The organism is Oceanobacillus sp. FSL K6-2867, from assembly GCF_037963145.1.
GTDB lineage: Bacteria > Bacillota > Bacilli > Bacillales > Amphibacillaceae > Oceanobacillus.
The window spans coordinates 742,451-768,254 of the sequence record NZ_CP150144.1 but is presented as its reverse complement, the minus strand read 5'-3'; the positions used below and the strand labels follow the sequence as shown (position 1 = coordinate 768,254).

The following is a 25,804-nucleotide window of genomic DNA, read 5'->3' as shown; positions in this document are numbered from 1 at the left end:
TAATGGTATACGAATAGCTAAACAATTGGATCACTATATTTATTTTCCAGCCTAAAGCATAACGGCTTACCGGTATCATAAGAAATATCATCAATAAGTTCAGTTAATCGCTGTTCGGAAAATCTATCATTGTTTTTCCAATAGTTTTGCAGTTGTGACAAAATTTCAATTCCCTCTACTCGCGCTTTATCGTATAATTCAATAAAACTCTGTTTTGAGATCTCATTTGTTGCAGGATGATACCACACTGTATGATTTAAATTTAAGTAATCAATATCCGTTTTTACTGGTTGATGTGAATAGGATGAAATCAATGAGCGCAGAAGGAAATTTTTCCACCCATATGGATCCGAAAGAATCTTCAGTGCAAGCAGCATATCTCGATATGCTTTTTGAATATATTCAGATGTATTTCGATTTAATTCTGGGTAATGCTTCATAATTGTCTCATGAAGCAGCTCCCGCACTTCGATGTTTAGTGTCCTGCCAACGTCTAACTCTTTATATACAGGCGTTTTCCAGGTTTTTAACTTATGGTATTTTTCCATCATTAATGTATCAATAATAATCTCCAGCTTTTGATGTTTACTTCCTTCATAGCCAGCATGATAATGGATATATGGATGTGTATTGCGATCTAGGATATGATGAGTGATAAATCCGATAACAAAGGCCTTTACTTCGCTGCATTGATCCTTCGCTTTGCGAATCAATTCCATCAGGAAATTGCCACATTGTTTTGTATGAAGGGTCATACCGACATCATGGACAGGTTCATCCTTTATCCACGGCCAAAAGTTATAATAGAAAAATGGATCTGGACCTTGAGCGCCTAGTTTCATATAAGGTTCATACTGTGAAAATGGGTAAGGCTGTTTGACAGAATCAATCACGTCTTCACAGAATAAAATATGTGTCCATGTATTTGGCATAGCGACATCCTCCTTTTTGAAATATTAGGAAGATCTTTAGTGCAATACTCTTCCTTAAATTACAGCTATGTAAGGTATTATATCGAAATATTAGTTGTTGTGGCGGGGATAGTAGTACAATTTTGTGTCATTACATATAATTTCCAGGATGATAAGGCTAGTACTAAACTAAAAAGAAAATAAGGATGATTGGATAGATGAATCAAGTAAAGCGGCTTTCCGATAATATAGCAGAAGATATTTTATCAATGATTACAATTGAAGAAAGATTTTTACCAGGTGATAAATTGCCAAATGAAGTGGAATTATCAGAGGAGCTTCATATTAGCAGGACGACATTGCGTGAAGCGATTCGAATTCTGGTCACAAATGGTGTGTTAGAAATAAAGCGAGGAAAAGGTACATTTGTTAAGCAGGATATTGATTTAAGTCATACGATGCAATCATTGAATGATTTTACACATGCAAGAATAGATGCGAAAGATTTGTATGAAATGCGCCTCATCTTTGAACCAGAAGCTGCCTATTATGCGACGATACGAGCTAGTGATGCGGAGCTAAAGCGTATTTTAGAGTATGGAGAGCAAATCGAAGAGAAAATTAACCGAAGACAGGATCGAACAGATGTAGAGCAGAAGTTTCATAAGGAGATTGCAAAGGCTACCCATAATGAGTTAATTGACAAGTTGATGCCTGTTATTTTTCAGTCAATTGATAAAGGTGTCTTATTATCACAGCAAAATGAGCTGGTAATAAAAGACACACTGAATGATCATAAAATGATTATGGAATTTATGAAAGCACGCAATCCAGAGGGTGCGAGAAGTGCAATGAAAATTCACATTTTACATGCGATGAAGGATTTAAGAATTGAATAAAAAGGTTTTTGAAGGATGAAGTTCAAAGAGATCGGTGAAAATGATACATCAAGACCAGTAGACCTTCGTTTAACAGCTAGTCCAGGTGCTTCTCAACCACCTTCTGAATATGCACTTAAATAATTATTTTTCAACTTGTCTTACAACTCTATTGACAGCAGACATCTTAGGATTTAAAATAGATTTAAAATTTTAAATTATGGATGTGTTGTTCAGATGAGAAGTGATATGATTAAAATCGGAGTTGATCGTGCTCCGCACCGCAGTCTTTTGTATGCAACTGGAAAAGTTAAGCCAAGAGATTTTGAAAAACCTTTTATTGGTGTTTGTAATTCATACATTGATATTATTCCTGGTCATGTTCATTTACGAGAGTTTGCAGACGTTGTAAAAGAAGCGATTATTGAAGCGGGTGGTATTCCGTTTGAATTCAATACAATTGGTGTAGATGATGGGATTGCAATGGGACATATTGGAATGCGTTATTCCTTACCGAGTCGTGAACTTATTGCTGACTCTGCTGAAACGGTAATCAATGCGCACTGGTTTGATGGCGTGTTTTATATTCCGAATTGTGACAAAATTACACCAGGCATGCTTATGGCAGCTGCACGCACGAATGTGCCTTCTGTTTTTGTATCAGGTGGACCGATGGAAGCTGGTGTAAGTGCAACAGGAAAACAAATTTCTTTAACATCTGTATTTGAAGGTGTTGGTGCCCACAAATCCGGACAAATGTCTTCAGAAGAGCTGTTAGATATTGAAATGAATGCATGTCCAACATGTGGTTCATGTTCAGGTATGTTTACAGCCAATTCAATGAACTGCTTAATGGAAATGCTGGGAGTTGCACTTCCTGGTAATGGTACAATCGTTGCTACAAGTGAAAGGCGTAAAGAATTAGTACGCGAAGCAGCCAAACAATTAGTTCGTATGATTAAAGAAGATGTTAAGCCTCGTGATATCATCACAAAAAAAGCGATTGATGACGCTTTTGCACTTGATATGGCAATGGGTGGATCAACAAATACCGTACTACATACATTGGCGATTGCTCATGAAGCTGGAATTGAGTACGACTTAGAAGATATAAATAAAGTTGCAGAAAGAGTCCCGTATTTAGCAAAAATTATGCCAGCATCAGATCTTTCAATGGATGATATCAATAAAGCTGGTGGAGTAGAAGCAATTATTAATGAATTAACAAAAATCCCTGGGGCAATTCATCCAGAAAGAACTACCGTTAGCGGTAAAACAATGGGTGAGCTTGTGAAGGACCATCACATTACTAATCCAGAAGTGATTCGCACGAAAGACAATCCATATAGTCCAGTTGGAGGTCTATCTGTATTGTATGGAAATATTGCTCCAGAAGGTTCTGTGATTAAAGTAGGCGCAGTTGATCCATCAATAAAAACATTTATTGGTGAAGCAATTGTCTTTAATTCACAAGATGAAGCTCAGGAGGCGATTGATGATGGAACAGTGCAAGCTGGTCATGTCGTAGTCATCCGTTATGAAGGACCTAAAGGCGGTCCAGGTATGCCTGAAATGCTTGCGCCGACATCAGCTATTATGGGACGTGGCCTTGGGACAAAGGTTGCACTTATTACAGATGGCCGCTTTAGTGGTGCGTCTCGCGGTATTTCAATTGGACATATTTCACCAGAAGCTGCAGAAGGCGGTCCAATTGCTTTAATTGAAAATGGCGATATAATCGAAATCGATTTACCAGACAGGACAATGAATGTAAAAGTTTCGGCCGAACAATTAACAGAACGACGTAAAGAGTTAAAACCATTTGAGCCAAAAATTAAAACTGGATGGTTAGCAAGGTATTCCAAGCTTGTCACAAATGCATCTAAAGGCGGTATTATGAGTATATAATTTAAGTATCACCCCTTTCTCAGCTGTTGAGAGAGGGGTGTTTAACTGATAAGTCGGTAATTGGACTAAAAAATATGTCGATAACTATTAATTTATTTAAAAAATTTGTTACAATAGAAGAGGGTTTGAGTAATACATATTATTAGGGAGGAATAAGGATGGATTACCGTGTGGAAAGAGATACAATAGGGGATATACATGTACCAGCTGAGAAATATTGGGGAGCGCAAACACAGCGAAGCAAAGAAAACTTTCCAATTGGTTCGGAACGTATGCCTGCTGAAATTATTAAAGCGTTTGCAATTTTAAAGAAAAGTGCGGCAAAAGCAAACAGTGATTTAGGCTTATTGGATAGCCAGAAGGCAGCGGCAATTTCTTATGCTGCTGATCTTGTTTTAGCTGATGAATTGAACGAACATTTTCCATTAGTTGTGTGGCAAACAGGAAGCGGCACACAATCCAATATGAATGTGAATGAAGTTCTAGCATTTGTTGGTAATAAGTGGCTTGAAGAAAAAGGAAGCGAGCTTAGGCTCCATCCGAATGACGATGTTAATAAATCACAAAGCTCTAATGATACATATCCGACTGCGATGCATGTAGCCTCTGTATTGAAGCTGGAGGATACAGTGATTCCAGCTGTACAGCAATTAAAAGCTACACTTAAAGAAAAAATGGAGGCATTTTCCGGTATTGTGAAAATTGGACGAACGCATTTACAAGATGCAACACCATTAACACTTGGGCAGGAGATTAGTGGCTGGCATCGCATGCTTGAAAAATCGGAAAAAATGATTACGGAAAGTGTAGATTATTTAAAGGAATTAGCTATTGGCGGTACTGCGGTAGGTACAGGTTTAAATGCACATCCGGAATTTTCCGAACGTGTTTGTGAGGCGATTAGTTCGTATACCGGAAAGAAATTCGTTCCTGCACCGAACAAATTTCATGCGTTAACAAGTCATGATGAAACTGTATATGCACATGGTGCATTAAAAGCATTAGCTGCAGATATGATGAAGATTGCGAATGATGTACGTTGGTTAGCAAGTGGTCCGCGCTGTGGGATTGGTGAAATTACAATACCTGCAAATGAGCCTGGAAGTTCGATTATGCCGGGTAAAGTAAATCCAACTCAAAGTGAAGCTGTTACAATGGTTGCCACTCAGGTTATGGGGAATGATGCTGCAATTGGTTTTGCAGCGAGTCAGGGGAATTTTGAATTAAACGTATTTAAACCAGTAATTGCATATAACTTCTTACAATCAAGCCAATTATTAGCGGATAGCATCATTTCATTTGATGAACGCTGTGCAATAGGTATCGAGCCAAATCATGAACAGATTGAAAAATACCTTAATGATTCTTTAATGCTTGTTACGGCATTAAATCCGCATATCGGATATGAAAATGCAGCAAAAATTGCAAAGAAGGCATTTAATGATAACTCAACACTAAAGGCAACTGCAATAGAATTAGGTTTATTGACAGAGGAAGAATTTGATAAATATGTGATCCCGAAAGAAATGACAACCCCAAAATAAGTTGAACAAAGAAAACGCGCTGCAAATGATGCAGCGCGTTTCTTTTTAACTGGAAAGAATCCTACAATTTACCAGTAAATAAAGCTTATAAGTTTTTAGATAGTGCAAACAATAGAATTACAGGAGGTGATAAACATGGCTAACAGCAACTCAAATCAATTAGTTGTCCCTGGAGTACAACAAGCTCTTGATCAAATGAAATACGAGATTGCTCAAGAATTTGGTGTTAACTTAGGACCAGACTCAACATCACGTGCTAATGGTTCTGTAGGTGGAGAAATCACAAAACGTCTTGTACAAACTGCACAACAACAATTACACGGACAATAAGTTTCATAATATGGACGGAGGAAAGCCTTATGGGCTTTCCTCTTTAGCATGTTCATGAACCTAAAAAATTAAGTAGCATTGATTTATACTTTGGAGTTAGTCTTTTGACCTGTGAACCGACTCAAAGTTTCGAGCACAGTCTTTACGCTTTTCTGCCCTTTAGCGTATGCGTTTTTCTGTTTCTTTATCAAAGAAATGCACTTTATTCATATCAAAGGCAAGCTCTAAACTGTCGCCACCTTTAACGTCAGAGCGGGAATCAACACGTGCTACAAAATCCTGTGAGCCTAATTTAGAGTAGAGGATGGACTCAGCTCCCATTAATTCAGCTACTTCAATATGTGCGTTTATTTTGGATTCTGGTGAAGCTTCAATAAATAATAACTCATCATGAATATCTTCCGGTCGAACACCTAAAATAACTTCCTTGTTCAAGTAATTTTGTTCCCTGAGGATCTTCATTTTGCCTTCTGGAACGTTTAATTTTTTATCATCTACTTCAAAATATCCTTCTGTTAGTTTACCGGAGAAAAAGTTCATGGATGGTGATCCAATAAAACCACCAACGAAAACATTCTCAGGGTGATCATACACTTCTTTCGGTGCTCCAACCTGCTGAATAACGCCATCCTTCATTACGACAAGTCGGGTTGCCATTGTCATTGCTTCAGTTTGGTCATGGGTTACATAAATTGTTGTTGTTTGCAATCGTTGATGCAGCTTTTGAATTTCTGCACGCATTTGAACACGTAATTTTGCGTCCAAGTTCGATAAGGGTTCGTCCATTAAGAATACTTTCGCATCCCTTACAATTGCTCGTCCAAGCGCTACACGCTGACGCTGACCGCCTGATAGTGCTTTCGGCTTACGGTCTAAATATGCTTCTAACCCTAAAATTTTTGCTGCATTTTGAACACGCTGATCGATTTCGTCCTTTTTAAATTTGCGCAGCTTTAATCCAAATGCCATATTATCATAGACATTCATGTGCGGATATAATGCATAGTTCTGGAAAACCATCGCTATATCGCGGTCTTTTGGAGCAACATCATTCATTTTTTTGTCATCTATATAGAGCTCGCCATCTGTAATCTCTTCTAAACCAGCAACCATTCGTAATGTTGTTGATTTTCCGCAGCCTGATGGGCCAACAAAGACAATAAACTCTTTATCTTGAATATGTAGATTAAAGTCTGTCACAGCAACCACATTTTTGTCGTATGTTTTTTGAATATGCTCCAAGCGTAATTCGGCCATTCTAATCCCTCCATAAATGTAAACGTTTTATATACTGATTGTATATAAAGAAAGCATTTTACATAATGGGGAACGTGCACAAAATTAGACATACTCTTTGTGCATGGTTGCCAACAGTGCCAGGTATACTGTTAATGCTTGGTTAAACTGGCGGACATCAATCCCTGTTTTCTCGAAAAATTTATCAATGCGATATTGTAAACTATTCCGATGCATATAGAGTTTTTTGGCAGTAAGAGAAATATTAAGGTTGCATTGGATGAACGTTCGAATGGTTTGCAGCATTCCTTCATCGTTTTTAAATTCCTTTAAAATCAGACTGCTAATCTGTTTACATTGTTCCAAAGGTATTTGGTTGACAAGTTGGAACGGTATCGCATCGACATATGTAATGACAGGGTGGTCTGAATAGCTAGCTGATATTTTTGCTAATTGCATAAAAGCAGCATATTGACTAGAAAGATCTTGGAAGCTTTCTAAGTATGGACCAATAAAAAACTTAGCCTTCACATACAAATCACTCATTAGTGTATCAACGATTTGGTCAAAGGTCAGTGAATCCTCCAGCTGAATTCCTTCCTGCTCAATAAGAATTCCTTCATGTTCATTATCCCACAAAATAGGCATTGGATTTGAAAAAAATTCATACATAGCAGTTCTGAAAGTGCCAGGTTCCATCTGGTTCCTTGGAAAGGAAAAATAAACAAAACGAAACTTTTCATTCGAAATTTGGGACATATCGCCGGGATGATGGATTCGTTTTTTCCAAAATTTCTCTAAATCAGTAGGCTTAGGGATAGCAAACTGGTATGGAGTTAAAAATGTTGAAAGCATGGCAGTATCTTTTGAGTTTAATTCGCGTTTATCTATGCCAATTATTTCATTTGTATCTGTTAAAAACCATTCATAGTTATCGGGTATTTCAGAATTATTTTCATCATAAATTAAAAAAGAAGGAAAAAATTTTTTAAGCATTTTGTGCATGATAAAATCCCCTTTTTCTTGTACTTCTTTTTAATTATAACAGTCAAATACAGGCGTAAAAATGTTTTTTCAAAAATAAGGTTTTGTCGTTGAGGGTATACATGGGATAAAAGCTTTGTTATAGTTACGTTAGTAATGATACAAAAGGAGGAACATCATGCCTAATATTTATGATAGCGCATATGAGCTGGAAAAAGCTATTCGTGAGAGCGAAGAATTTAAAAACCTGAAATCATCCTATGAAACGGTAATGAATAATCCGAGTGCCAAGCAAATGTTTGATGATTTCCGTGATACACAACTGAATCTGCAAGAAAAGCAAATGCAAGGTATGGAAATTACAGAAGAAGAGGTTGAAAAAGCGCGTGCGGTCGTTGAGGCTGTACAAGAACATCCCGATATCTCTAAATTGATGGAAGAGGAACAACGTTTGAACCTTGTAATCAATGATATTAGCCGTATTATTACAAAGCCGCTGGAAGAGCTATACGGCAACGGAGAAGAAACAAACTAAGTTATTTTGATACATAAGAAGTCCGCAGTTTATTACTGCGGACTTTTTTGCAGGGATTTCAAAATTAATTCCATTTTTCTCATTCAAGAAAGGTAATTAAATGTTAAGAGAGAGAATGGAGATCCTACCTATGGAATAAGACAAGCTTTGCTTCAGGACTTACACAGCGATGGGTATGTTCGCTGTACCCTTCCTTTTCCAAGCGTGACATTCCAATCTCTTTGGCTTCCGCATCATTTTCAGCAGTAAATGATGCATCCAGCAGTTTTTCTCCTGCTGAGTCAAATACAGTTAAAGCATAATCTCTCATAGAAAATCTCCTCCCATTATTTATGTAGCCTACATACTCAACTTTTGTTTAAGTTGAATTGTTAGTTGGCAACAGGATACACATTGACCTATATCGAGCGTGTGATTGTCATAGTTGAAAGAAACTGCGAACTAACTTCTCGGCTGTTTTCTTCAAGTATGTGCAATAATCGCCGTCCGGGATCGCTTCGGGCGGATGCTTTCCGCGGGCACGGCTTCAGCCTCTCCGGAAGAAACCCACTTCCTACGAGTCTTCAGACACGTGCTGTTCCCGCAGGAGTCACCGCCCTTCACTCACCCGAACTGGTTAGAGCAACGACCTTGTTCACTGTATTCTTCTAATAATAGGTGGTGAGCCAGTTTTAGCGGAGGGAACACACGGAGACTTCTGCGGGATACGTGGCCAGAGTGAGACTCTGAAGAACGGAGTTCGAAGAGGCTCACGGGTCACCCGCGAAAAGCGTAGTGTGTTTCCGAAGCGGGTAAACGCACGATCCCTCATTGCGCATTAGTTCGAAGTTTATATATACCACGCATAATAAGTCCACCCTATATTCATTATAATCTAAATTTTAATACAAGTGAAAGAAAAAGGTGTAAAGTGTGATTGACATTGTATAGAGTGTAAAGTAAACTATACGTAAAGTTAACTTTACTAAAAATGTAGGAGATAGCATGAAAACACTAATAAGGGAAAAACGCAAAGAGCTGGATGTCACACAAGAAGAACTATCACAGAAATTAAAGGTTTCCAGGCAGACAATTATATCCTTGGAGAAAGGCAAGTATAAGCCATCATTAATATTAGCCCATAAGCTAGCTCAAACGTTTGGCTGCACAATTGAGGAATTATTTATTTTTGAAGGGGATGAGAACATTGAGTGAGGATTTTTTGGCAAACCCATCAGGAATTTTGGGATTAATTGCTGCAGTATTTGTATTAATTATTGTATTTTTTGTTAATCGGCATATTGGTCGAAAGAAGCATTTATTTGATGAGCGTTACCAGCAGACAAATAATCGTGCGAAGGCAAGGGCCTGGGATACGATGATTGTAATATACCTAGTCGCCTGGTTTATAGTTATTCTATTTGATGGTATAGGCTTCAGTTTTTTTCTGCTAACTGCACTCTATGTGTTGCATAACGTAACTGCTATTATTACGAATTTCTACTTTTCTGCAAAGGGAGAATAAAAAGTGAATCATTTTTCATATAAAATCGTAAGAATGGGAAGGGAAGGGAGAGATTTTTTTGACATTAGTATTAAATGAGGTTACGAAACGATTTCAAGGGCACACGGCAGTAAACCGACTTTCGCTTGAAATTCCTGAGAGGGAAATGTTCGGTTTTTTAGGAGGAAATGGTGCTGGTAAGACAACCACCTTCCGAATGATTCTTGGACTGTTGGATAGTACAGAAGGGGAAATTTCCTGGAATGGCAAGTCTATTGATTACGATAAGAGTCATTTAATTGGTTATCTTCCTGAGGAAAGAGGACTTTATCCAAAATTAACTGTAAAGGAACAGCTGATTTACCTAGGGAAGTTAAGAGGGATGAAAAAGCAAGCAGTTCTTACAGAGCTTGACTATTGGCTGGAGCGATTTAAAGTACCTGAATATATGACAAAGAAAGTAGAGGAATTATCGAAAGGGAACCAGCAAAAGATCCAATTTATTTCAGCTGTCATTCATAAGCCGAAACTGCTTATTTTGGATGAGCCATTTTCGGGATTGGATCCTGTCAATGTTGAAATGATGAAGGAGGCTGTAATTGATTTGAAAGACCAGGGAACTTCAATTGTCTTTTCCTCCCATCAAATGCACCATGTAGAGCAGCTATGTGAGAATTTGTGCATTTTGCGAAAAGGGACACCGGTTGTTCATGGATCATTAAAAGATATTAAACGTTCATACGGTAAGAAAAACTTAATAATTCACGGAGATCTCGACTTCAGCTTCTTGAAGGATTTCCAAGGGGTTTCAAGTTATCAAAAAGGAGCCCAAGGCTGTAAACTGCAAATTGATAATGAACTAGTATCCCAGGATATTCTCTCTGCAATCCAAGGCAAAGGCTTTGTTCGTAAATTTGAACTAGAAGAACCATCGCTAAATGATATTTTCATTGCGAAGGTAGGTGAATCATATGAATAAATTTTGGACGATATTATCTCATACATACATCACAAAGGTGAAGACAAAGTCATTTATTTTCAGTACGCTCATTACATTGCTTGTTATCGCAGGGCTTGCAAATTTTCAATCCATTATTGACTTGTTTTCTGGAGAGGATACTAATGAAATAGCGGTTGTGGATGAATCGGGAGTTTATACAGAAGCATTGCAACAAAGTCTTACAGCAGCAGACGAGGACATTGTAATAGTTCCATTTGACGGTACGATTGATGAGGCGAAAGATGCTGTGGAAGTTGATGAATATGGCGCAGTGGTGGAACTGGCCGTAAGTGAAGAACAAATTTTCGATGCAACGTATTTTGCGAATAATATTACAGAGTCCGGAAATCAAATGGTCATTGAACAGCATTTGCAGCAATTAAAGATTGCTATTGCAACGCAAGCATCTGATATTGATGAAGAGTCGATTGCGGAAATCTATGCACCAATTGCGTTTGAAACAGTTGCTCTTGATGAATCAGCAAAAACAGAGGAAGAACTCAATCAAGCACGCGGAATTGTCTATGTCATGCTATTTGTCCTCTATATGACTGTTATTATGTACGGTCAGATGATTGCAACGGATGTCGCTACAGAGAAATCATCACGGGTTATGGAAATACTGATATCGAGTGCGCCGCCGATTACACATATGTTTGCAAAAATAATTGGTATTGCGTTAGTTGGACTGACACAGATTGGCTTATTTATTATAGTTGGTTATACACTGATTCGTTCGAAACAGGAAGAATTAGTCGGTGGAGTCTTTGAGTTATTTGGTGTTCAGGATACATCGCCAATGATTTTTGTTTACGCAATTGTATTCTTTATTCTCGGTTATTTACTTTATGCAACCTTAGCAGCAATGCTCGGTTCACTTGTAAGCAGAATTGAAGATGTTGGTCAATTAATTACACCGATGATTATGCTGATTGTGATTGCATTCCTTATCGCTATGTTTGGGTTAAGTACACCTGAGTCAACATTTATAACAGTAACTTCCTTTATTCCATTCTTTACGCCAATGATTATGTTTTTACGAGTGGGAATGCTCGATATTCCAATTTGGGAAATTGCATTGTCGCTCGGAATTATGGTAGGAACAATTGCCATACTTGCTTATATCGGTGCGAAGGTCTATAGTGGCGGCGTACTGATGTATGGTCGGTCAGGATCATTAAAAGATTTAAAAAAGGCGCTTGTATTAGGAAAGAAAGAGAAATAGGTTTATATAAAAGACCATTAAATCAACTCTAAGTGATTTAATGGCCTTTTTTGCGTGAATTAGATGGTTTATTGAAATGCTGACTCTAACTCTACACTGTCTGGGAAGTCGCAATAAAAATCAGTCTTCCTTACTTAATCAATTACTAAACTATCTTTCGATCCCAATGACGGTGTGCTGCAATAGCTTCGATGAATGCCTCCAGAAACGGTTTTCCGTTTCCTTCCACCACACCCGGAGTGTCAATCATCTCATTCTTTTCTAGCCATTCAATTCCATCAGCTGTTGCGCCAATAGCTTTATAATGCTTATAAGTCTCTTGCACAAATTCATTTGCATTTTTATAGAAAGCTTCGTCCACATTGCTTCCACCAACGATATAAACAGCATCATATAATACTGGATGGGTTGTTGTAAAAGTATGATCTACTTGAAGATCCACTTTATTTTTGCCAGTTACGAAGCCTTGCTTATCGCTAACAATTTCGTATGCAACTCCTGCTAAATTCAAACCTTGTAAGATCTCTTTTACTTCTGTATCTTGAAAACCGTTGTATAAAATTACAGCAATTTTACGACCAAGCTGAGTCTTAACTGTATTTTCTTGGCTAAGTGCTGGGGAAGCCTTTGTTACAGATGATCCTTCTGCAGCTGGCGGTGTTACTCCGATGTTGTTCGCAACTGCTTTTGCCATTGCCAGGTCAACGTTTGCAAACATATCAACTACTTGCTGTCTGACCGATTTATCTTTTACACGTCCAACCTCAAAGCTAAAGGCATCAATAATATGCTGTTTTTCGTGAGGACTCATACTGTTCCAAAATAGTTTTGGCTGAGAAAAGTGGTCATTGAAGCTTTCACTCCTATCTCGAATGATACTGCCTTCAACCTTTTCTTGGTAATGAGCAAATCCACCCTCTTCTTCCGTTGCTGGAGCAGGTGTATTTGCAGCCATTGAATTATTATGATAGGCAACTCTGCCTTTATTGATCGTTTGTCTGTGATATCCATCTCGCTGGTTATTATGGAATGGACAGACTGGCTTATTTATCGGAATCTCATGGAAATTTGGTCCGCCTAATCGAATAAGCTGTGTATCTGTATAGGAAAATAAACGTCCCTGTAACAGTGGGTCATTTGTAAAATCAATACCTGGTACAACATGTCCAGGATGAAACGCGACTTGTTCTGTTTCAGCGAAAAAGTTATCGACGTTGCGATTTAATGTAAGCTTGCCAATTATTTTTAATGGTACATCCTCTTCAGGCCAAAGCTTTGTAGAATCAAGAATATCGAAGTCAAAGGAAAACTCATCTTTTTCCTCAATAATTTGCACACCTAATTCATACTCAGGGAAATTCCCCATTTCGATTGCATCAAATAAATCTTGACGATTAAAATCTGGATTTTTACCTGCAATTTTTTGTGCTTCATCCCAAACGAGTGAATGTACACCAAGCTTTGGCACCCAATGAAACTTTACAAAATGTGCTTTTCCTTGTTCATTTACAAATCGGAAGGCGTGAATCCCGAAGCCTTGCATCATTCGAAAGCTTCTCGGTATCGCTCTATCAGACATAAGCCACATAACCTGATGTGCTGATTCCTGGTTATTTGCAACAAAATCCCAAAAGGTATCATGCGCTGCAGAAGCCTGTGGAATCTCATTATGGGGTTCAGGCTTGATTGCATGAACAATATCCGGAAATTTAATACCATCCTGGATGAAGAAAACAGGCATATTGTTAGCTACTAAATCATAATTGCCTTCTTCTGTGTAAAATTTTGTAGCGAAACCACGAACATCCCGCACTGTATCTGCTGAACCACGAAAACCGACAACCGTTGAAAAACGGACAAAAACGGGCGTTTTTACATTTGGATCCTGCAAAAATTTTGCTTTTGTGTATGGTTTCATGGATTCGTAAAGTTCAAAAATACCATGTGCAGCTGTTCCTCTAGCATGTACAACACGTTCAGGGATACGTTCATGATCAAAATGGGTTATTTTTTCCCGAAAATGAAAGTCTTCCATTAGGGTAGGACCACGTTTTCCGGCTGTTAAAGATAATCCATCCTCAGAAACCTTTAGTCCTTGGTTGGTTGTCAGTTTTTTATTCGTATCATCTACACGGAATTGTTCTAATTGATCTTGTTTGCTATTTTCATTAATCTCAGGTTTTTCATTCATTGACAGACTCCTTTCCTTTAGTGGCTAGTAAGTAATATACCCAAAAGATGGCATTCTATCATATTCTTATTTATCAAAAAGGTAAAGATATCTTTACATCAAATGCTCATTATGTTATAAATTAAGTAAAGATATCTTTACTTAATTAGAAGGTGAAATGATGCCGGTTAAAAATAACATACGGAAAATAAGAGTAGAGAGAGGGATAAAGCAAATACAAATGGCTGAGGATTTACAGGTAACAAGACAAACGTTTACAGCAATTGAAAAAAATAAATATAATCCCAGTCTCGAGCTTGCACTTAAGATTGTTAAGTACTTTTCTGTTCCGATAGAAGAAGTATTTACGTTAGTGGAGGAGGGAGAAGAATGAAAAAAAGAAAAATGCATAAATGGATGTTTACATTTGCAGCAGTTGGAGGGGTGATTGGAATGACGTTTGGTCAGTTGCTCAAAGGGAATTTAGACTTTGCTGGTATACTAGGATCGTTGACTGGATTATTATTGATGGTAGGAATTGATTTAGTCCGAATGCGCTGGAAAAAAGACAAGACACCAGATTTTGATGAACGGACAGTCCATAACATGTTAAAGTTTTACGCATATGCAGCAAATGTTTTTATCGGTATTCTTTTTGCAGGTTTGGCTGTTATCAGCTTCTTAGAAATAGAAAGCATTGCAGTTTCTTATTTAATGATACCATTTATGGTATATCTATTTATTAGTGGGATTGGAGCATTTGCCGTAAGTCGTAAATAGCTGTGTTTTAAAGAGGGGGGGAAACAATGGTATATATACAAAAAGCAACTGCCAGCCATGTAGCCGGAATTTCCAAAGTTTGTAATGCAGGCTATTGGGCCACTTATGGGAAAACGCATTCCAAAACGTACATTGAGAGAGTGATTCGTGAATTTTATCATCATGATCGAATTTTAGATGAGGTAACTGTGGAAAGTCGATCATGGGGGTGGTTATTTCGCAGCAATTGAAAACGATGTGGTGATTGGTGCTGGAGGTGGTGGAATGATTGGGCAAACAACAGGAGAAATATTTGTTTTATGCATAGACCCAAATAGAAGGAATGAAGGAATTGGCTCGATGTTATTGGATGCGATTACAAAGCAGCAAAAACAATACGATGCAACTGAACAATGGGTCTCAGTTCAGAAGGGTAATGACAAGGGAATTCCTTTTTATGAAGCAAGAGGTTTTCAACTGGAACATGAACAGGATGGATATGGCAACGGGGAAAATGATGCATACATTTCATTGAGATATCGCCGTCCGCTTTAGAATGAAGACAAGGAGTGATCAGATGGAGCAATACTGGAAAAAGGAAATCCCTTTCTTGCAAAATATGACTGAAATTGTCCCTGTGACTAAAGGGTTTTCTTATGATAAAAAGTTCATGATTGATAATCAGTATCTGCTGCGCGTTTTTCAGCGTAAAGCAATAAAGAATCGAAAAGCAGAGTATATTACGCTGAGCAAATTAAGTGCCTATTCAAATGCCATTCCAGAAACAATTGAATTCGGTGTGATAAAAAATACCAATTTGGCCTATATGATTCTCACCTATCTACCTGGAACAGATGCTGAGATTGCGCTAAAAAACTTAACAAATGACGAGCAATATAAAGCTGGTGTTTTAGCAGGAAAGGAATTAAAAAAATTGCACTGCTTGTCAGCCCCTTCTGATTACCCGTCTTGGTATTCCACGAAAAAACAAAAGAGTGACAGATACTTGCTGGAGTTACAGAACATCAATGTAGATAAGCGAATAAAAAAAAGGCTGGAAACTTATATTCAAGATAATGAAATGCTGTTAAAGGGAAGACCAAACACATTTCAGCACGATGATTTTCATCCATCTAATATTCTGATTCATAACAGAAATTTTTCTGGAATTATTGATTTTGGAAGAATGGATTGGGGAGACCCGATTCATGATTTACAGAAGCTCGGCTTTTTCTCCAAGCGCATTAGTATTTCATTTACAAATGGAATTATCAATGGCTATCATGATGAGCAACTGATATCTGATTCATTTTGGGAATTATATGGATTATACAGTGCCATGCACATTGTTTCTTCGCTTGTATGGGGATTAAAAATAAGCCGAGAGCAGTACGAAATCATGCTGGAATATTCGCTTGATGTAATTGGTGATCACGAGAATTTTATTTGTACGATCCCGAAATGGTACAGGACCGATAAAAGTACATCAAACTAAATAAAACTTAAGGAAAGTTTAAAAAAATGTACAGATGCCCAATAGTTATTTTAGGCACATGCATAGGATGATGAAGAAGGCTATTAAGAAATGAGGGAGATAAAATGAGTAATGAAGAAAACGGGGCCCTTGTAACATCTGATTCCAATATGTATCCTTATCCGGCATATGTACATTACCCTTACTATAGAAGTGAGCACGATCATGATGGCCATCTGCGTTTTCCTTTTTTACCTTTTCTAGGTGGGATAGCGGGCGGACTTCTTGCTGGAGCATTAATCTATCCATCAGGTCCAGCATATTACCCTGTATATCAACCTTATCCAGTATATACGCCGTACCCTTACCCTCCATATCCACAATATGGTCCTTACCAATCAGGATATAAATGGTGAAAAATAGGTGATTCATGCGCCCATACAATTCAAAACGTATGGGCGTTTTTCTATATGGTATAGAACGTGCATTCTGTTTCGTGGTTTGGTAAAATGGAATTAATCATATAAACATTAAGAAGAATAATACTTGACATAAAGGAGATTCCAAAATGGCAAAGGAAATATCATTTATCCATGCAGCAGACTTGCATTTGGACAGTCCTTTTAAAGGATTGAGCAATCTGCCAGAATCAATTTTCCGGCAAGTTCGTGAAAGTACATTTACTGCATTGGATCGATTAATTGATGCAGCAATTGCAAAGCAGGTAGACTTTATATTAATCGCCGGAGATTTATTTGATAATGAGAAGCAAAGCTTAAAAGCGCAAATCAGATTGCGAAAGGCTTTTGAAAAATTGCAGGAACATGCAATTTCTGTCTATTTATCATATGGCAATCATGATTACATGAGTGGCAACCGTTATCCGGTAACATATCCAGAAAATGTATTTATTTTTCCGACTGAAGAAGTAAGCAGCTTTACGTTTGTTAAAGATGAAATAAAACTGGCGCAAATCTATGGCTTTAGCTATGAAAACCGTGCTGTGTATGAAAGGAAAGCGAAAGCGTATAAAATTAACAATCAAACAATCCCTTACCATATTGCGATGCTGCATGGAAGTATTATTAGCAACACGGAGCATGACGTATATGCCCCATTTCAAATTTCTGATTTAGTAGAAGAAGATTTTAATTACTGGGCCCTTGGACATATTCATAAACGGGAAATACTAAAAAATTCTCCGCCAATCGTATATCCAGGGAATCTTCAGGGGCGAAACAGAAAGGAAACAGGTGAAAAGGGGTGCTACCATGTTGTCTTGAAGGACAAGCAGGCTGATCTGTCCTTTATCCCGCTGCAGTCCATTGAATTTCAATCAAAAAAAATTGATGTGTCTTCATGTAAACAGGTCCATGATTTAGAAAAGTGTATCCTAACTGAAATCACTGAGACAAAAGCTCCCCAATTAATTGACCTTACCTTAACAAGTGACAACCTAAGTTTAAAGGAATGGGAACGACAAAAGCATGTGGAAGATATCATTGAGCTTATCAATGAAACAACTGTTGCTGAAACGGACTGGAAATACATATTTCGTGTCTCCGCAAACGTAAAGCAAGCAGTTTTCCATGAAGCATTTGAAACAGATAGTCCTTTTATAGCTGAACTGTCACAGTATTTGGAAGAGGCAGATATACTTCCATACACAAGAGAATTGTATCAGCATAAACAGGCTAGGAGATATTTGGAGACCTTGTCAAATGAAGAAGAACAAGAAATAAAAGAAGAAGCAAAGCAGCTCCTAATTCAGGAACTGCTGAAGGGGTGACTAATTTGAAAATCCTCGATGCAACAATCTATGGCTTTGGAAAATGGGTTGACTATAAAATTGATTTTTCAGATGCAACGTGTATTTATGGAGAAAATGAATCCGGTAAATCAACAATTCAAAAATTTATTCTTTTTATGCTGTTTGGTCTCACGCCAAAGCAGCGCGAATTTTATCGGCCAAAAACGAGCGGAAAAATGGGTGGAAAAATGACGATTCTTCATCCAGCGGTCGGTGAATTCAGGATTGAACGTCTGGATGAATTGAATAATGGTGCGGCAGCATGCTTTACGAAAGATGGAAAAACATATGATGAAGCATGGTTAAAGGAACAGCTAAATGGAATGACGGCAAAGACTTACGAATCCATTTTTTCTTTCTCTGCATTGGACTTAACAGAAATTCGCAATATGAAAGATGAAGATTTAGGTGAAGTGCTTCTTGGTATTGGGATGACAGGCTCCAATAATATTTATGCTGTGGAAAAAAGATTGGATGCAAAAATAGCTGAGCTGTTTAAACCAACTGGAAAAAAGCCAGTAATGAACCAGAAAATAGAATCATTAAATCGCATTTCCGATTCCTTGCAAAGCTTTCGCGAAGCAGAAGCCTCGTATCGCGAAAAAAAGGAAAACGCTGCACAATTAGAGCGGGAGCTAACGGAAACACAGCAGAAGCAGAAAGACAAAAAGAGTTTGGCATTTACAATTGAAAAAAAGCTGCATGCTCTGCCAGTAATGCAGGAACACCATAAAGTAAAAAGTCTGCTTGAAGATTATCCGGAGAGAATTAAATTTCCGGAAAATGGTGTCAGTCGTTTAGAGAAATGGAAGGAGGCATTATTGCCACTTCAAAGTGAATGGAATGTTGTGAAAGGTCAGGAAAAGAATTATAAGCATACAATTACGGAGATTGAACAGGGCTTACAACCAGAGGAAATTTCAAGAGAAGCAGAGGATCTCCTTGCTGAAAAGGAACGGATTCAATCTAAAGTCAGTGAACTGAAAAAATTACAAACTACTGTAAGCCAGGATGAATTTCAATTAAATGAAGCAATGGATCGATTACATTTAGGAATACAAGTTAAGGAACTTGCTGGACTGGAGATTCCTTTTTATTTAGAAAAGGCATGGACAGAATTAAAAAATGAAACCGACCAGCTTAAACTAGAATCTGAACAGCTGGACAATGAAAAAAAACAGCTAGAGCAAGAGAAACAGTATATGAACAATCAAATCGAGCAGCTTGAAGGTTCAATACTATCAGATAGTCATGTACATGAGCTGCGCAATCGATTAGACATTTTTAAATCAAATCAATTAATGAAACAGTTAAAAGAGGATGCAAAGGAAAAAGAAAAAGCGCGAAATAAAGATAAACAACTTGCTTCAAATCTTTTTATCGGAAGTATCATTATTGCTCTATTTGCAGGTATTGGCGCAGTAATGATGGATATCAGCTGGCTTTATACGGTTATGCTGCTGGTGCTTGTGCTTGGAACCGGGCAATGGCTGATGACGAAACGAACGCATAAAGAACTTGATTATGTTCTTCAAGAATATGAGCAATTTGGTGAACAGGTAACGGAAGCAGAGCGAAGAGAGGCCGAGCAACTGCTGGAAATGCAGGACACGTATAAAAGTGAGCAGGCAGCTTTGCAAGAGCAATTGAAACTTGGTCACATTCAGTATATTAAATGGAATGAAAAGCAGAACCTGTTAGCTGAACGAGAGCGGAGATTAGAAGAGCAAATTCGTCATCAGTATGAAAGCTTTCCTTTTTTAAAACAAATGGAAATAGCATACTGGCCAGAGCTGTATCATCATTTGAAACATGTTGTGAAATTAATAAAGGATTGGCAAAAGCATATAGATGAAGCAGCAGCACTGGAAAAGCAACTCAAGAAAATTCAGCAGAACATTGAGCGCTTCTTAGCGAAACAAGGAATCGCCAATCCAGATGAGCGTCTAGAACAAAACCTGCAAATAATAGAGCGATTCGTTAATTTACAACAAGAGCAACGCAAAGAGCTCAATTATTATAAGCAATTATTAACAGAAATTAAGGAAAAGCAAGATGAGCTGCAACAAAATATGCAAACGTATAAGACGGAAATAGAGCATTTATTTAAACTGGCAGAGGTTGACGCTGAAGAATTATTTTATGAAAAAGCGAGACTGAGAGAGGAAAAGACTGTGCTTGAAAGGGAATTAGTGAAAACGACAACACAGCTTAAAAATCTATTATCTTCGGAAGACATACAGAAGCTTGAAAAAACAATGGTGACAGAGGCAGAACTAGAAATGAATCGACAGCAAACCGAAAGCTCGATTCAATCACTAGAGAGCAAGCTAGAAAAAATAAGAGAAAATTTAGCAGATACAAAAGCAGAGCTTGTTGCAATGGAATCATCGGATTCTTATTCTGCAAGTCTCCATCAATTTGAAATGGAAACAGAGCATTTTAATCAGCTGGCGAAAGAATGGGCGGTTTTAAAAACTGCTAAAGAAATTCTTTCCGAGACAAAGCGTAATTACCGAGCAACTTATTTATCAAAGGTTATTGAAGTAACAGCTCAATATTTTAAAGATATAACAGATGGAAAATATCCTCATGTCTATCCACCAACAGATAGCAGTCCGTTTCAAGTAGAATCATTCGACAATATACGTTACACTGTAAATGAATTATCTCAAGGGACAGTTGATCAGTTATATGTAGCATTGCGTCTTGCAATTAGTGAGATAATGAGTGAAAAGCATGGATTGCCATTTGTGATTGATGATGCTTTCGTGCATTTTGATGCTGTTAGAGTTCAAAAAATGATCACTATTTTACAGCAGGCTGCAGCGAAGCAACAAGTGATTTTGTTTACATGCAGAAAAGAGATTGCTTCTGCTGTAACTGAAATGAAGCAAATCAATATAACGGAAAATGTCCAGCATATATAATTTTAAGAAACTGGAAGGGGTGGAGAAAATATGAAAAAAGGAATTGGTTATAGCACAGTGGGGGAGACATTTGATGACTTTCTATTAATCAAGGAAGCTACTAAAGGCACAACAAGCAATGGGAAACCTTTCCTAACCTTAATCCTGCGTGATGCAACTGGTGAAATAGAAGCAAAGCTTTGGGATGCAACGAAAGAGGATGAAGCCCTTTTTATTGCAGAGCAAATTATTCGGGTCACTGGAGAGATCAACCAATTCCGGGGTAAAAATCAATTAAAAATTTTGTCTGTAAGACCAGCACAGGCAACTGACGGTGTAAAGCTTTCTGATTTTGTTGAGAAAGCTCCCGTGGGTCGAGAGTATTTGACGGAAAAGCTGACAGAGGCAATTTTTGAAATGAAAAACCCAGTCATTCAAAGGATAGTCAGAGCATTTATAAAAAAATATCAGGAAGGGTTGCTTACCTATCCAGCAGCCTCTAAGAATCACCATGAATATGTATCGGGCTTAGCCCATCACGTTGTAAGCATGCTGCAAATAGCGAGAGAGCTGTCTAATCTTTATCCGCAGGTTAATAAAGATCTTCTATATGCGGGAATTATTTTACATGATCTTGGTAAGCTGAAGGAGCTTTCAGGGGTAGTATCCACTACATATACATTAGAAGGGAAATTGCTTGGGCATATCCCGATGATGGTAGAGGAAATTGGATTAATGGCTAGAGAATTGCAAATTGAAGGGGAAGAAGTACTCATTTTGCAGCATTTAGTATTAAGTCACCACGGAAAAGCAGAATGGGGAAGCCCGACGCCTCCATTAGTGCGTGAAGCCGAAATCCTTCACCTTATTGATTTGATTGATGCGAAGATGAATATGCTGAATCGTGCTCTAGATAAAGTGAAGCCAGGTGAGTTTACTGATCGGTTATTTGCTATGGATAATCGAGCATTTTATAAACCATCGTTTGAAGAAAAGTAAGCAATAGTTATTTTCTCGAGTTTTGTTCATATATATATAATAGAAGCTTGGACAAGATTGGGGGATTAATGGATGACTGAAGCAATTCCAATATGGGTATTTGCTGTAATTATTTTGATTTTCCTTAGCGGTTATATGGCATTCCGAGCAATGCTTGCAGAAAGGAAATTAGACCAGCAGTTTATTGAACGAGAAGGACAAATCTATATGGACCGTATTCATGAAGATAAGCTACGGCGTGAGTCAGAAAAAGGACAGCAACGCTCCAATTAAAATAGGCTGTCAGGTGTTTCGTTCACCTTGACAGCCAAATTGTTTTTTATCCTTTTGCTTCATCTGTTCCTTGTGTTTCATCTGTTTTTGGTTTTTCAAGAAGATCCTTAAATTCATCGATTTTAATATCGACCTTTGCGTCTTCAATTAGCGAATCCATTTTCTCTTGAACTTTTGTAACATCCATTCGCTTCGTTAGTAATTCACGACGAAGGTCTTCTTTTACATCTTCAAATTTACCGATGCTTTCTTCTTTATCACGAATATCATTTACTTTAATGATATGGTAACCGAATTGTGACTGTACTGGATCACTGATTTCGTCTACCTTCATGCTGTAAGCAACTTCTTCAAACTCAGGGACCATTTCACCGGTTGAAAAGTATCCAAGATCTCCGCCATCCTCAGCAGAACCGTCTGTTGAATATTCTTTTGCTAACTCAGCAAAATCTTCACCATCATCCAGCTTTTGTTTCACTTCATTCGCTGTAGCTTCATCAGCTACAAGAATATGCTGTGCTTTAATCTCAGTGTTTTGACGATTATATTCTTCCTTAAGATCTTCTTCTGTAATCTCTATATCTTCTGCAATTGCAGCTTCCTGCAGCAGGCTTATGCGAATAATTTCCCGCAGTTCATCTTCACTGCCAAAGTTTTGCTCGATAATTGAATCATATTGATCACCATATGTATCTTTCATCGATTTAATCTCAGCTTTCACGTCTTCATCAGTTACTTCATAATTATTCTCAAGAACCTTGATTGTAATCATTTCTTCAAGGATAGCTTCTCCATTACGGCTTTTTAATTTTTCATAAAAGTCATCTTTTGTAATATCTCCAGCTTCTGATTCCACAACCACTTCAGAATCTGCTTCATTATTTGTACATGCTGCCAACGTGAGAGTACCAGCAGTAATAATAGCAGCCAAGGCTAATTTCTTCATCGTCTTTAAACACTCCTAATCTGTTTGTTGGTTCTAGTTTTCATTAAACTTGGTATTCGCCAAGTATTTGGGCGGATAACTCAGTTGCACTTATGCAGATAAGAATAGTTTATACTGTATTATCTGCCAATGATAAATATAACATACTTCCTTTTAGAAAAAATAGTATTATGTAAAATACCTAAAAAATACCGTTAAACTGTCACATTCATGACACGCAGGTAGGAGCATACGAGTAATGCGACCATAATCATATTGATGACACGGAATATTTTTGCTTGCTTATGTATGTCCATTTGCATTTTGATGCAGAAGGACTTTGTAAGAGTGTTGAAAATAAGCAAAACGACAAAAGCAAAGCACATAAAAAAAATGATCATGATTTGAACTCCTCTCATTCAATGTACACTTGTAATCTTACTCTACCAAAAGAAGAGCTTGATGAACAGAGGCAGTTGAAGAAAAATAGAGAAATGCATTATCTTTTTACAGCTCAAATGAGTTCATTACGGATATATAATGTATGAATCGTTGTGAATAAAGTGAAAGAAGCTTTTTTTGTTATACATGTTTCTGTATAATAGTAGAAAGACGAAAAAATATAATTTTCAACACGAATTTAGCAAGTAGAGCTTCTGTGCAGCAAATGAAGGCAATATAATAGTTGAGCTGCTTGTTATTGATAAAAAAACACAGTTATATATAGAGAGAGAACAGTGTTTTATAGAGACGCTATCTTAAGGGGGAACCTGAGTTGGGGGAATTTGAAAATACAAATGACAGCTCATCATTTCATATACAATTACTTTCCAAAATAATAGATATGAATCAATACCCCGTCATCAAATTGATTATTGAACATAATCTTACCCGCAAGGAATACAGCGAAATGATGGACATGATTGAAGGTTTGAACGAAACGTATGAGCTTCAAAAAGAAGAAGGCCTGTTAGATTTTACATCATTGCTTATTCAATTTGCTGGTATGCTGAATGAAAAGCTGAATCCAAACGAGACAATTGAAGCGCTAAAATCAGAAGGGTGCTATCCATTGCTTATGTCGGAGTTCAGTAAGATATTAGAGGAATATGACAGGCAGCATCGGAGAAGGTGAGTTGGAAAAAACCAAAAATGAGACAGCCCTAACCAAGCTGTCTCATTTTTTAATTCTAGCATTAATAATTTTTGACTTTGTTTTCCAGGTCTCTCAGACTTGTTTCAATCTGTTCCAAGGATTGGTAAATGCTCTCTTGATGGGGTTCTACTGTGTCTTTCCATTCTTCAACAGATTTTCTGATTTCATCTGTTAAGTCTTTAATGAGGACAGCACCCTCTTTGGATGTGTGTTTGATTTGTTGCTGTAGTCGTATACCTTCTACTTTTAGTCGATTTAGGAGGAGTTTTAATTCCAATCCCTGATCTCTTACACGAACACGTACATCCCTTCCTGATTCAGGTGTGCTTAATAATGTAACTGCTGCACTAACTGTCCCCCCGACAAGCAGTCCTAGTAAAAATGATTTTCCCTTAGACATAGCTACGCACTCCTTTCCTGCTTCTATTATATCATTTCCACTTTTCATAGTGCTATCAAACATGTTTATAAAGGTGTTTCAAAAAAGTCCTGCAATAAGACGCTGCAGCCATGTCTGCTCCGGTCCTATTGATTCACATTCTTAACCTTGCACAAATATGAAAAGGCTTCACTAATTTGATTATAAAAAATAAGTGGAAATAATGCTACTTCAAAACAGAAAAACATGAAAAAAACCTCTGAAAATGTTGCAGAGGTTTTTTTAATATTAAGCTGCTGTCATTGGTTTGGACCGTCTCATAATACCCTGTACAATCGGATAAACAACAATCATGATGATGGTGTTTAATACTGTGGCAGGTAATACAATACCAACAAACAATGCCAGGAATCCACCTTCCATTAATCCAACAATAAATAATGCAACGGAAAGGAAGATAGCACCACTGATTATTGTACCAATTGCAGCTAAAACAGGTGCCCCAATTGTAATTTTAACTTTATTCTTAATAAGTAAAAATAAAGCAAAAAATACAAAGGCTGTAACAGGTTTATCAATAATATTGGCAATTTGCCCTCCTGGTGCGGATGTTGTTAAAGCGGATATGATGCCTGTTGCAATGGATAGGATAAGAACATATTTTGCTTTAGGAAATAGTAAAATTCCCAGAAACATCATCGACAACAGCATATCTGGCTTTACACCAAAAAGCATGGGTGGAACAACTGCATGCAAAACAGCACCGATACCTACCAATAGGGATAAAATAATCAATATTCTCGTATTCATTTTTAACTCTCCTCATCTATTCTATGCTCAAGCTTTTCTATTTCCAACTGTACACTCATTGTCAGTTGCGAAATGTTAGCAATAGTATAGCAGAATTTATTGAAAA

At 37.5% G+C, this 25,804-nt stretch carries 28 protein-coding genes; 20 read left to right on the top strand and 8 right to left on the bottom strand.

All coding sequences use genetic code 11. The features are described from left to right. Positions 1 to 17 precede the first annotated feature (17 nt). Positions 18 to 932, bottom strand: coding sequence for a zinc dependent phospholipase C family protein (locus NSQ77_RS03630; protein ID WP_339228868.1), 915 nt, complete (start codon positions 930 to 932; stop codon positions 18 to 20). A gap of 197 nt (positions 933 to 1,129) precedes the next feature. Between NSQ77_RS03630 and NSQ77_RS03625 the strand changes: the two genes are divergently transcribed. The 4 genes from NSQ77_RS03625 (at position 1,130) to NSQ77_RS03610 (ending at position 5,571) form a co-directional block, all read left to right on the top strand. Further along, positions 1,130 to 1,810 (top strand): FadR/GntR family transcriptional regulator, encoded by a 681-nt coding sequence (locus NSQ77_RS03625; protein WP_339228867.1) that lies wholly within the window; start codon positions 1,130 to 1,132, stop codon positions 1,808 to 1,810. Between the two features lie 216 nt (positions 1,811 to 2,026). Continuing rightward, positions 2,027 to 3,697, top strand: a complete 1,671-nt coding sequence (gene ilvD, locus NSQ77_RS03620) for a dihydroxy-acid dehydratase (RefSeq protein WP_339228866.1) — start codon at positions 2,027 to 2,029, stop codon at positions 3,695 to 3,697. Between the two features lie 158 nt (positions 3,698 to 3,855). Then, the gene (gene fumC / locus NSQ77_RS03615; RefSeq protein ID WP_339228865.1) at positions 3,856 to 5,241 is read left to right on the top strand and encodes a class II fumarate hydratase; all 1,386 of its coding nucleotides are present in this window, start codon (positions 3,856 to 3,858) and stop codon (positions 5,239 to 5,241) included. 135 nt (positions 5,242 to 5,376) lie between these two features. Continuing rightward, positions 5,377 to 5,571, top strand: a complete 195-nt coding sequence (locus NSQ77_RS03610; RefSeq protein ID WP_339228864.1) for an alpha/beta-type small acid-soluble spore protein — start codon at positions 5,377 to 5,379, stop codon at positions 5,569 to 5,571. A 159-nt stretch (positions 5,572 to 5,730) separates the two neighbouring features. On the opposite strand, the gene ugpC is transcribed toward NSQ77_RS03610, so the two are convergent. Then, positions 5,731 to 6,828 (bottom strand): sn-glycerol-3-phosphate ABC transporter ATP-binding protein UgpC, encoded by a 1,098-nt coding sequence (ugpC, locus tag NSQ77_RS03605; protein ID WP_339228863.1) that lies wholly within the window; start codon positions 6,826 to 6,828, stop codon positions 5,731 to 5,733. An 84-nt stretch (positions 6,829 to 6,912) separates the two neighbouring features. Beyond that, positions 6,913 to 7,812, bottom strand: coding sequence for a helix-turn-helix domain-containing protein (locus NSQ77_RS03600; protein ID WP_339228862.1), 900 nt, complete (start codon positions 7,810 to 7,812; stop codon positions 6,913 to 6,915). Positions 7,813 to 7,969: 157 nt separating this feature from the next. Between NSQ77_RS03600 and NSQ77_RS03595 the strand changes: the two genes are divergently transcribed. Further along, positions 7,970 to 8,326 carry a YlbF family regulator gene (locus tag NSQ77_RS03595; RefSeq protein WP_339228861.1) on the top strand — a complete coding sequence of 119 codons (357 nt, stop codon included), beginning with the start codon at positions 7,970 to 7,972 and terminating at the stop codon, positions 8,324 to 8,326. A 124-nt stretch (positions 8,327 to 8,450) separates the two neighbouring features. On the opposite strand, the gene NSQ77_RS03590 is transcribed toward NSQ77_RS03595, so the two are convergent. Further along, positions 8,451 to 8,636 (bottom strand): YhzD family protein, encoded by a 186-nt coding sequence (locus NSQ77_RS03590; protein WP_339228860.1) that lies wholly within the window; start codon positions 8,634 to 8,636, stop codon positions 8,451 to 8,453. A gap of 674 nt (positions 8,637 to 9,310) precedes the next feature. On the opposite strand from NSQ77_RS03590, the gene NSQ77_RS03585 reads away from it, so the two are divergent. From NSQ77_RS03585 to NSQ77_RS03570, 4 genes are read left to right on the top strand one after another with little or no spacing between them, the layout of a single operon-like run. Then, positions 9,311 to 9,520, top strand: a complete 210-nt coding sequence (locus NSQ77_RS03585) for a helix-turn-helix transcriptional regulator (RefSeq protein ID WP_339228859.1) — start codon at positions 9,311 to 9,313, stop codon at positions 9,518 to 9,520. Beyond that, positions 9,513 to 9,830: a DUF3796 domain-containing protein gene (locus NSQ77_RS03580; protein WP_339228858.1), complete on the top strand. Its 318-nt coding sequence runs from the start codon at positions 9,513 to 9,515 to the stop codon at positions 9,828 to 9,830. The genes NSQ77_RS03585 and NSQ77_RS03580 overlap by 8 nt, the downstream gene beginning before the upstream one ends. Positions 9,831 to 9,888: 58 nt before the next feature. Beyond that, the gene (locus tag NSQ77_RS03575) at positions 9,889 to 10,788 is read left to right on the top strand and encodes an ABC transporter ATP-binding protein (RefSeq protein ID WP_339228857.1); all 900 of its coding nucleotides are present in this window, start codon (positions 9,889 to 9,891) and stop codon (positions 10,786 to 10,788) included. Then, positions 10,781 to 12,034 carry an ABC transporter permease gene (locus tag NSQ77_RS03570; protein WP_339228856.1) on the top strand — a complete coding sequence of 418 codons (1,254 nt, stop codon included), beginning with the start codon at positions 10,781 to 10,783 and terminating at the stop codon, positions 12,032 to 12,034. The genes NSQ77_RS03575 and NSQ77_RS03570 overlap by 8 nt, the downstream gene beginning before the upstream one ends. 145 nt (positions 12,035 to 12,179) lie before the next feature. On the opposite strand, the gene NSQ77_RS03565 is transcribed toward NSQ77_RS03570, so the two are convergent. Then, the gene (locus NSQ77_RS03565) at positions 12,180 to 14,225 is read right to left on the bottom strand and encodes a catalase (protein WP_339228855.1); all 2,046 of its coding nucleotides are present in this window, start codon (positions 14,223 to 14,225) and stop codon (positions 12,180 to 12,182) included. 160 nt (positions 14,226 to 14,385) lie between these two features. Here NSQ77_RS03565 and NSQ77_RS03560 point away from each other — a divergent pair, with 160 nt between their 5' ends. The 10 genes from NSQ77_RS03560 (at position 14,386) to NSQ77_RS03515 (ending at position 22,428) form a co-directional block, all read left to right on the top strand. Continuing rightward, positions 14,386 to 14,598 (top strand): helix-turn-helix transcriptional regulator, encoded by a 213-nt coding sequence (locus NSQ77_RS03560; protein WP_339228854.1) that lies wholly within the window; start codon positions 14,386 to 14,388, stop codon positions 14,596 to 14,598. Next, positions 14,595 to 14,984, top strand: a complete 390-nt coding sequence (locus tag NSQ77_RS03555; RefSeq protein ID WP_339228853.1) for a hypothetical protein — start codon at positions 14,595 to 14,597, stop codon at positions 14,982 to 14,984. Before NSQ77_RS03560 ends, NSQ77_RS03555 begins: the two co-directional genes overlap by 4 nt. A gap of 26 nt (positions 14,985 to 15,010) precedes the next feature. Beyond that, on the top strand, positions 15,011 to 15,214 hold the full coding sequence (locus NSQ77_RS03550) for a hypothetical protein (RefSeq protein WP_339228852.1): 204 nt from the start codon (positions 15,011 to 15,013) through the stop codon (positions 15,212 to 15,214). 7 nt (positions 15,215 to 15,221) lie between these two features. Beyond that, positions 15,222 to 15,518: an N-acetyltransferase gene (locus NSQ77_RS03545; RefSeq protein ID WP_339228851.1), complete on the top strand. Its 297-nt coding sequence runs from the start codon at positions 15,222 to 15,224 to the stop codon at positions 15,516 to 15,518. A gap of 22 nt (positions 15,519 to 15,540) precedes the next feature. Beyond that, positions 15,541 to 16,458 (top strand): aminoglycoside phosphotransferase family protein, encoded by a 918-nt coding sequence (locus NSQ77_RS03540; RefSeq protein WP_339228850.1) that lies wholly within the window; start codon positions 15,541 to 15,543, stop codon positions 16,456 to 16,458. A 104-nt stretch (positions 16,459 to 16,562) separates the two neighbouring features. Then, complete coding sequence (locus NSQ77_RS03535; RefSeq protein WP_339228849.1) at positions 16,563 to 16,853, top strand: hypothetical protein; 291 nt, start codon at positions 16,563 to 16,565, stop codon at positions 16,851 to 16,853. A gap of 152 nt (positions 16,854 to 17,005) precedes the next feature. Beyond that, entirely contained in the window at positions 17,006 to 18,226 is a 1,221-nt protein-coding gene (locus NSQ77_RS03530; RefSeq protein WP_339228848.1) for a DNA repair exonuclease, read from the top strand. A gap of 5 nt (positions 18,227 to 18,231) precedes the next feature. Beyond that, positions 18,232 to 21,177: an AAA family ATPase gene (locus NSQ77_RS03525; protein ID WP_339228847.1), complete on the top strand. Its 2,946-nt coding sequence runs from the start codon at positions 18,232 to 18,234 to the stop codon at positions 21,175 to 21,177. 30 nt (positions 21,178 to 21,207) lie between these two features. Further along, positions 21,208 to 22,155: a 3'-5' exoribonuclease YhaM gene (gene yhaM, locus NSQ77_RS03520; RefSeq protein WP_339228846.1), complete on the top strand. Its 948-nt coding sequence runs from the start codon at positions 21,208 to 21,210 to the stop codon at positions 22,153 to 22,155. 72 nt (positions 22,156 to 22,227) lie between these two features. Beyond that, entirely contained in the window at positions 22,228 to 22,428 is a 201-nt protein-coding gene (locus NSQ77_RS03515; protein ID WP_339228845.1) for a sporulation YhaL family protein, read from the top strand. A gap of 46 nt (positions 22,429 to 22,474) precedes the next feature. On the opposite strand, the gene NSQ77_RS03510 is transcribed toward NSQ77_RS03515, so the two are convergent. Next, the gene (locus tag NSQ77_RS03510; RefSeq protein WP_339228844.1) at positions 22,475 to 23,374 is read right to left on the bottom strand and encodes a peptidylprolyl isomerase; all 900 of its coding nucleotides are present in this window, start codon (positions 23,372 to 23,374) and stop codon (positions 22,475 to 22,477) included. 754 nt (positions 23,375 to 24,128) lie between these two features. On the opposite strand from NSQ77_RS03510, the gene NSQ77_RS03505 reads away from it, so the two are divergent. After that, a complete protein-coding gene (locus NSQ77_RS03505) occupies positions 24,129 to 24,488 on the top strand; it encodes a DUF1878 family protein (RefSeq protein WP_339228843.1) in 360 nt (119 codons plus the stop codon). A gap of 61 nt (positions 24,489 to 24,549) precedes the next feature. Here the strand turns inward: NSQ77_RS03505 and NSQ77_RS03500 are convergent, their stop codons facing one another. Together NSQ77_RS03500 and NSQ77_RS03495 are read right to left on the bottom strand one after the other, a co-directional pair. After that, positions 24,550 to 24,909 (bottom strand): YtxH domain-containing protein, encoded by a 360-nt coding sequence (locus tag NSQ77_RS03500; RefSeq protein ID WP_339228842.1) that lies wholly within the window; start codon positions 24,907 to 24,909, stop codon positions 24,550 to 24,552. 267 nt (positions 24,910 to 25,176) lie between these two features. Then, positions 25,177 to 25,698, bottom strand: a complete 522-nt coding sequence (locus NSQ77_RS03495; RefSeq protein WP_339228841.1) for a tryptophan transporter — start codon at positions 25,696 to 25,698, stop codon at positions 25,177 to 25,179. Positions 25,699 to 25,804 lie beyond the last annotated feature (106 nt).

Coding starts and splice junctions, on each gene's coding strand:
- NSQ77_RS03630 (WP_339228868.1), bottom strand. CDS start 932: ATGCCAAATACATGGACACATATTTTATTCTGTGAAGACGTGATTGAT.
- NSQ77_RS03625 (WP_339228867.1), top strand. CDS start 1,130: ATGAATCAAGTAAAGCGGCTTTCCGATAATATAGCAGAAGATATTTTA.
- ilvD (WP_339228866.1), top strand. CDS start 2,027: ATGAGAAGTGATATGATTAAAATCGGAGTTGATCGTGCTCCGCACCGC.
- fumC (WP_339228865.1), top strand. CDS start 3,856: ATGGATTACCGTGTGGAAAGAGATACAATAGGGGATATACATGTACCA.
- NSQ77_RS03610 (WP_339228864.1), top strand. CDS start 5,377: ATGGCTAACAGCAACTCAAATCAATTAGTTGTCCCTGGAGTACAACAA.
- ugpC (WP_339228863.1), bottom strand. CDS start 6,828: ATGGCCGAATTACGCTTGGAGCATATTCAAAAAACATACGACAAAAAT.
- NSQ77_RS03600 (WP_339228862.1), bottom strand. CDS start 7,812: ATGCACAAAATGCTTAAAAAATTTTTTCCTTCTTTTTTAATTTATGAT.
- NSQ77_RS03595 (WP_339228861.1), top strand. CDS start 7,970: ATGCCTAATATTTATGATAGCGCATATGAGCTGGAAAAAGCTATTCGT.
- NSQ77_RS03590 (WP_339228860.1), bottom strand. CDS start 8,636: ATGAGAGATTATGCTTTAACTGTATTTGACTCAGCAGGAGAAAAACTG.
- NSQ77_RS03585 (WP_339228859.1), top strand. CDS start 9,311: ATGAAAACACTAATAAGGGAAAAACGCAAAGAGCTGGATGTCACACAA.
- NSQ77_RS03570 (WP_339228856.1), top strand. CDS start 10,781: ATGAATAAATTTTGGACGATATTATCTCATACATACATCACAAAGGTG.
- NSQ77_RS03565 (WP_339228855.1), bottom strand. CDS start 14,225: ATGAATGAAAAACCTGAGATTAATGAAAATAGCAAACAAGATCAATTA.
- NSQ77_RS03560 (WP_339228854.1), top strand. CDS start 14,386: ATGCCGGTTAAAAATAACATACGGAAAATAAGAGTAGAGAGAGGGATA.
- NSQ77_RS03555 (WP_339228853.1), top strand. CDS start 14,595: ATGAAAAAAAGAAAAATGCATAAATGGATGTTTACATTTGCAGCAGTT.
- NSQ77_RS03550 (WP_339228852.1), top strand. CDS start 15,011: ATGGTATATATACAAAAAGCAACTGCCAGCCATGTAGCCGGAATTTCC.
- NSQ77_RS03540 (WP_339228850.1), top strand. CDS start 15,541: ATGGAGCAATACTGGAAAAAGGAAATCCCTTTCTTGCAAAATATGACT.
- NSQ77_RS03535 (WP_339228849.1), top strand. CDS start 16,563: ATGAGTAATGAAGAAAACGGGGCCCTTGTAACATCTGATTCCAATATG.
- NSQ77_RS03530 (WP_339228848.1), top strand. CDS start 17,006: ATGGCAAAGGAAATATCATTTATCCATGCAGCAGACTTGCATTTGGAC.
- yhaM (WP_339228846.1), top strand. CDS start 21,208: ATGAAAAAAGGAATTGGTTATAGCACAGTGGGGGAGACATTTGATGAC.
- NSQ77_RS03515 (WP_339228845.1), top strand. CDS start 22,228: ATGACTGAAGCAATTCCAATATGGGTATTTGCTGTAATTATTTTGATT.
- NSQ77_RS03510 (WP_339228844.1), bottom strand. CDS start 23,374: ATGAAGAAATTAGCCTTGGCTGCTATTATTACTGCTGGTACTCTCACG.
- NSQ77_RS03500 (WP_339228842.1), bottom strand. CDS start 24,909: ATGTCTAAGGGAAAATCATTTTTACTAGGACTGCTTGTCGGGGGGACA.
- NSQ77_RS03495 (WP_339228841.1), bottom strand. CDS start 25,698: ATGAATACGAGAATATTGATTATTTTATCCCTATTGGTAGGTATCGGT.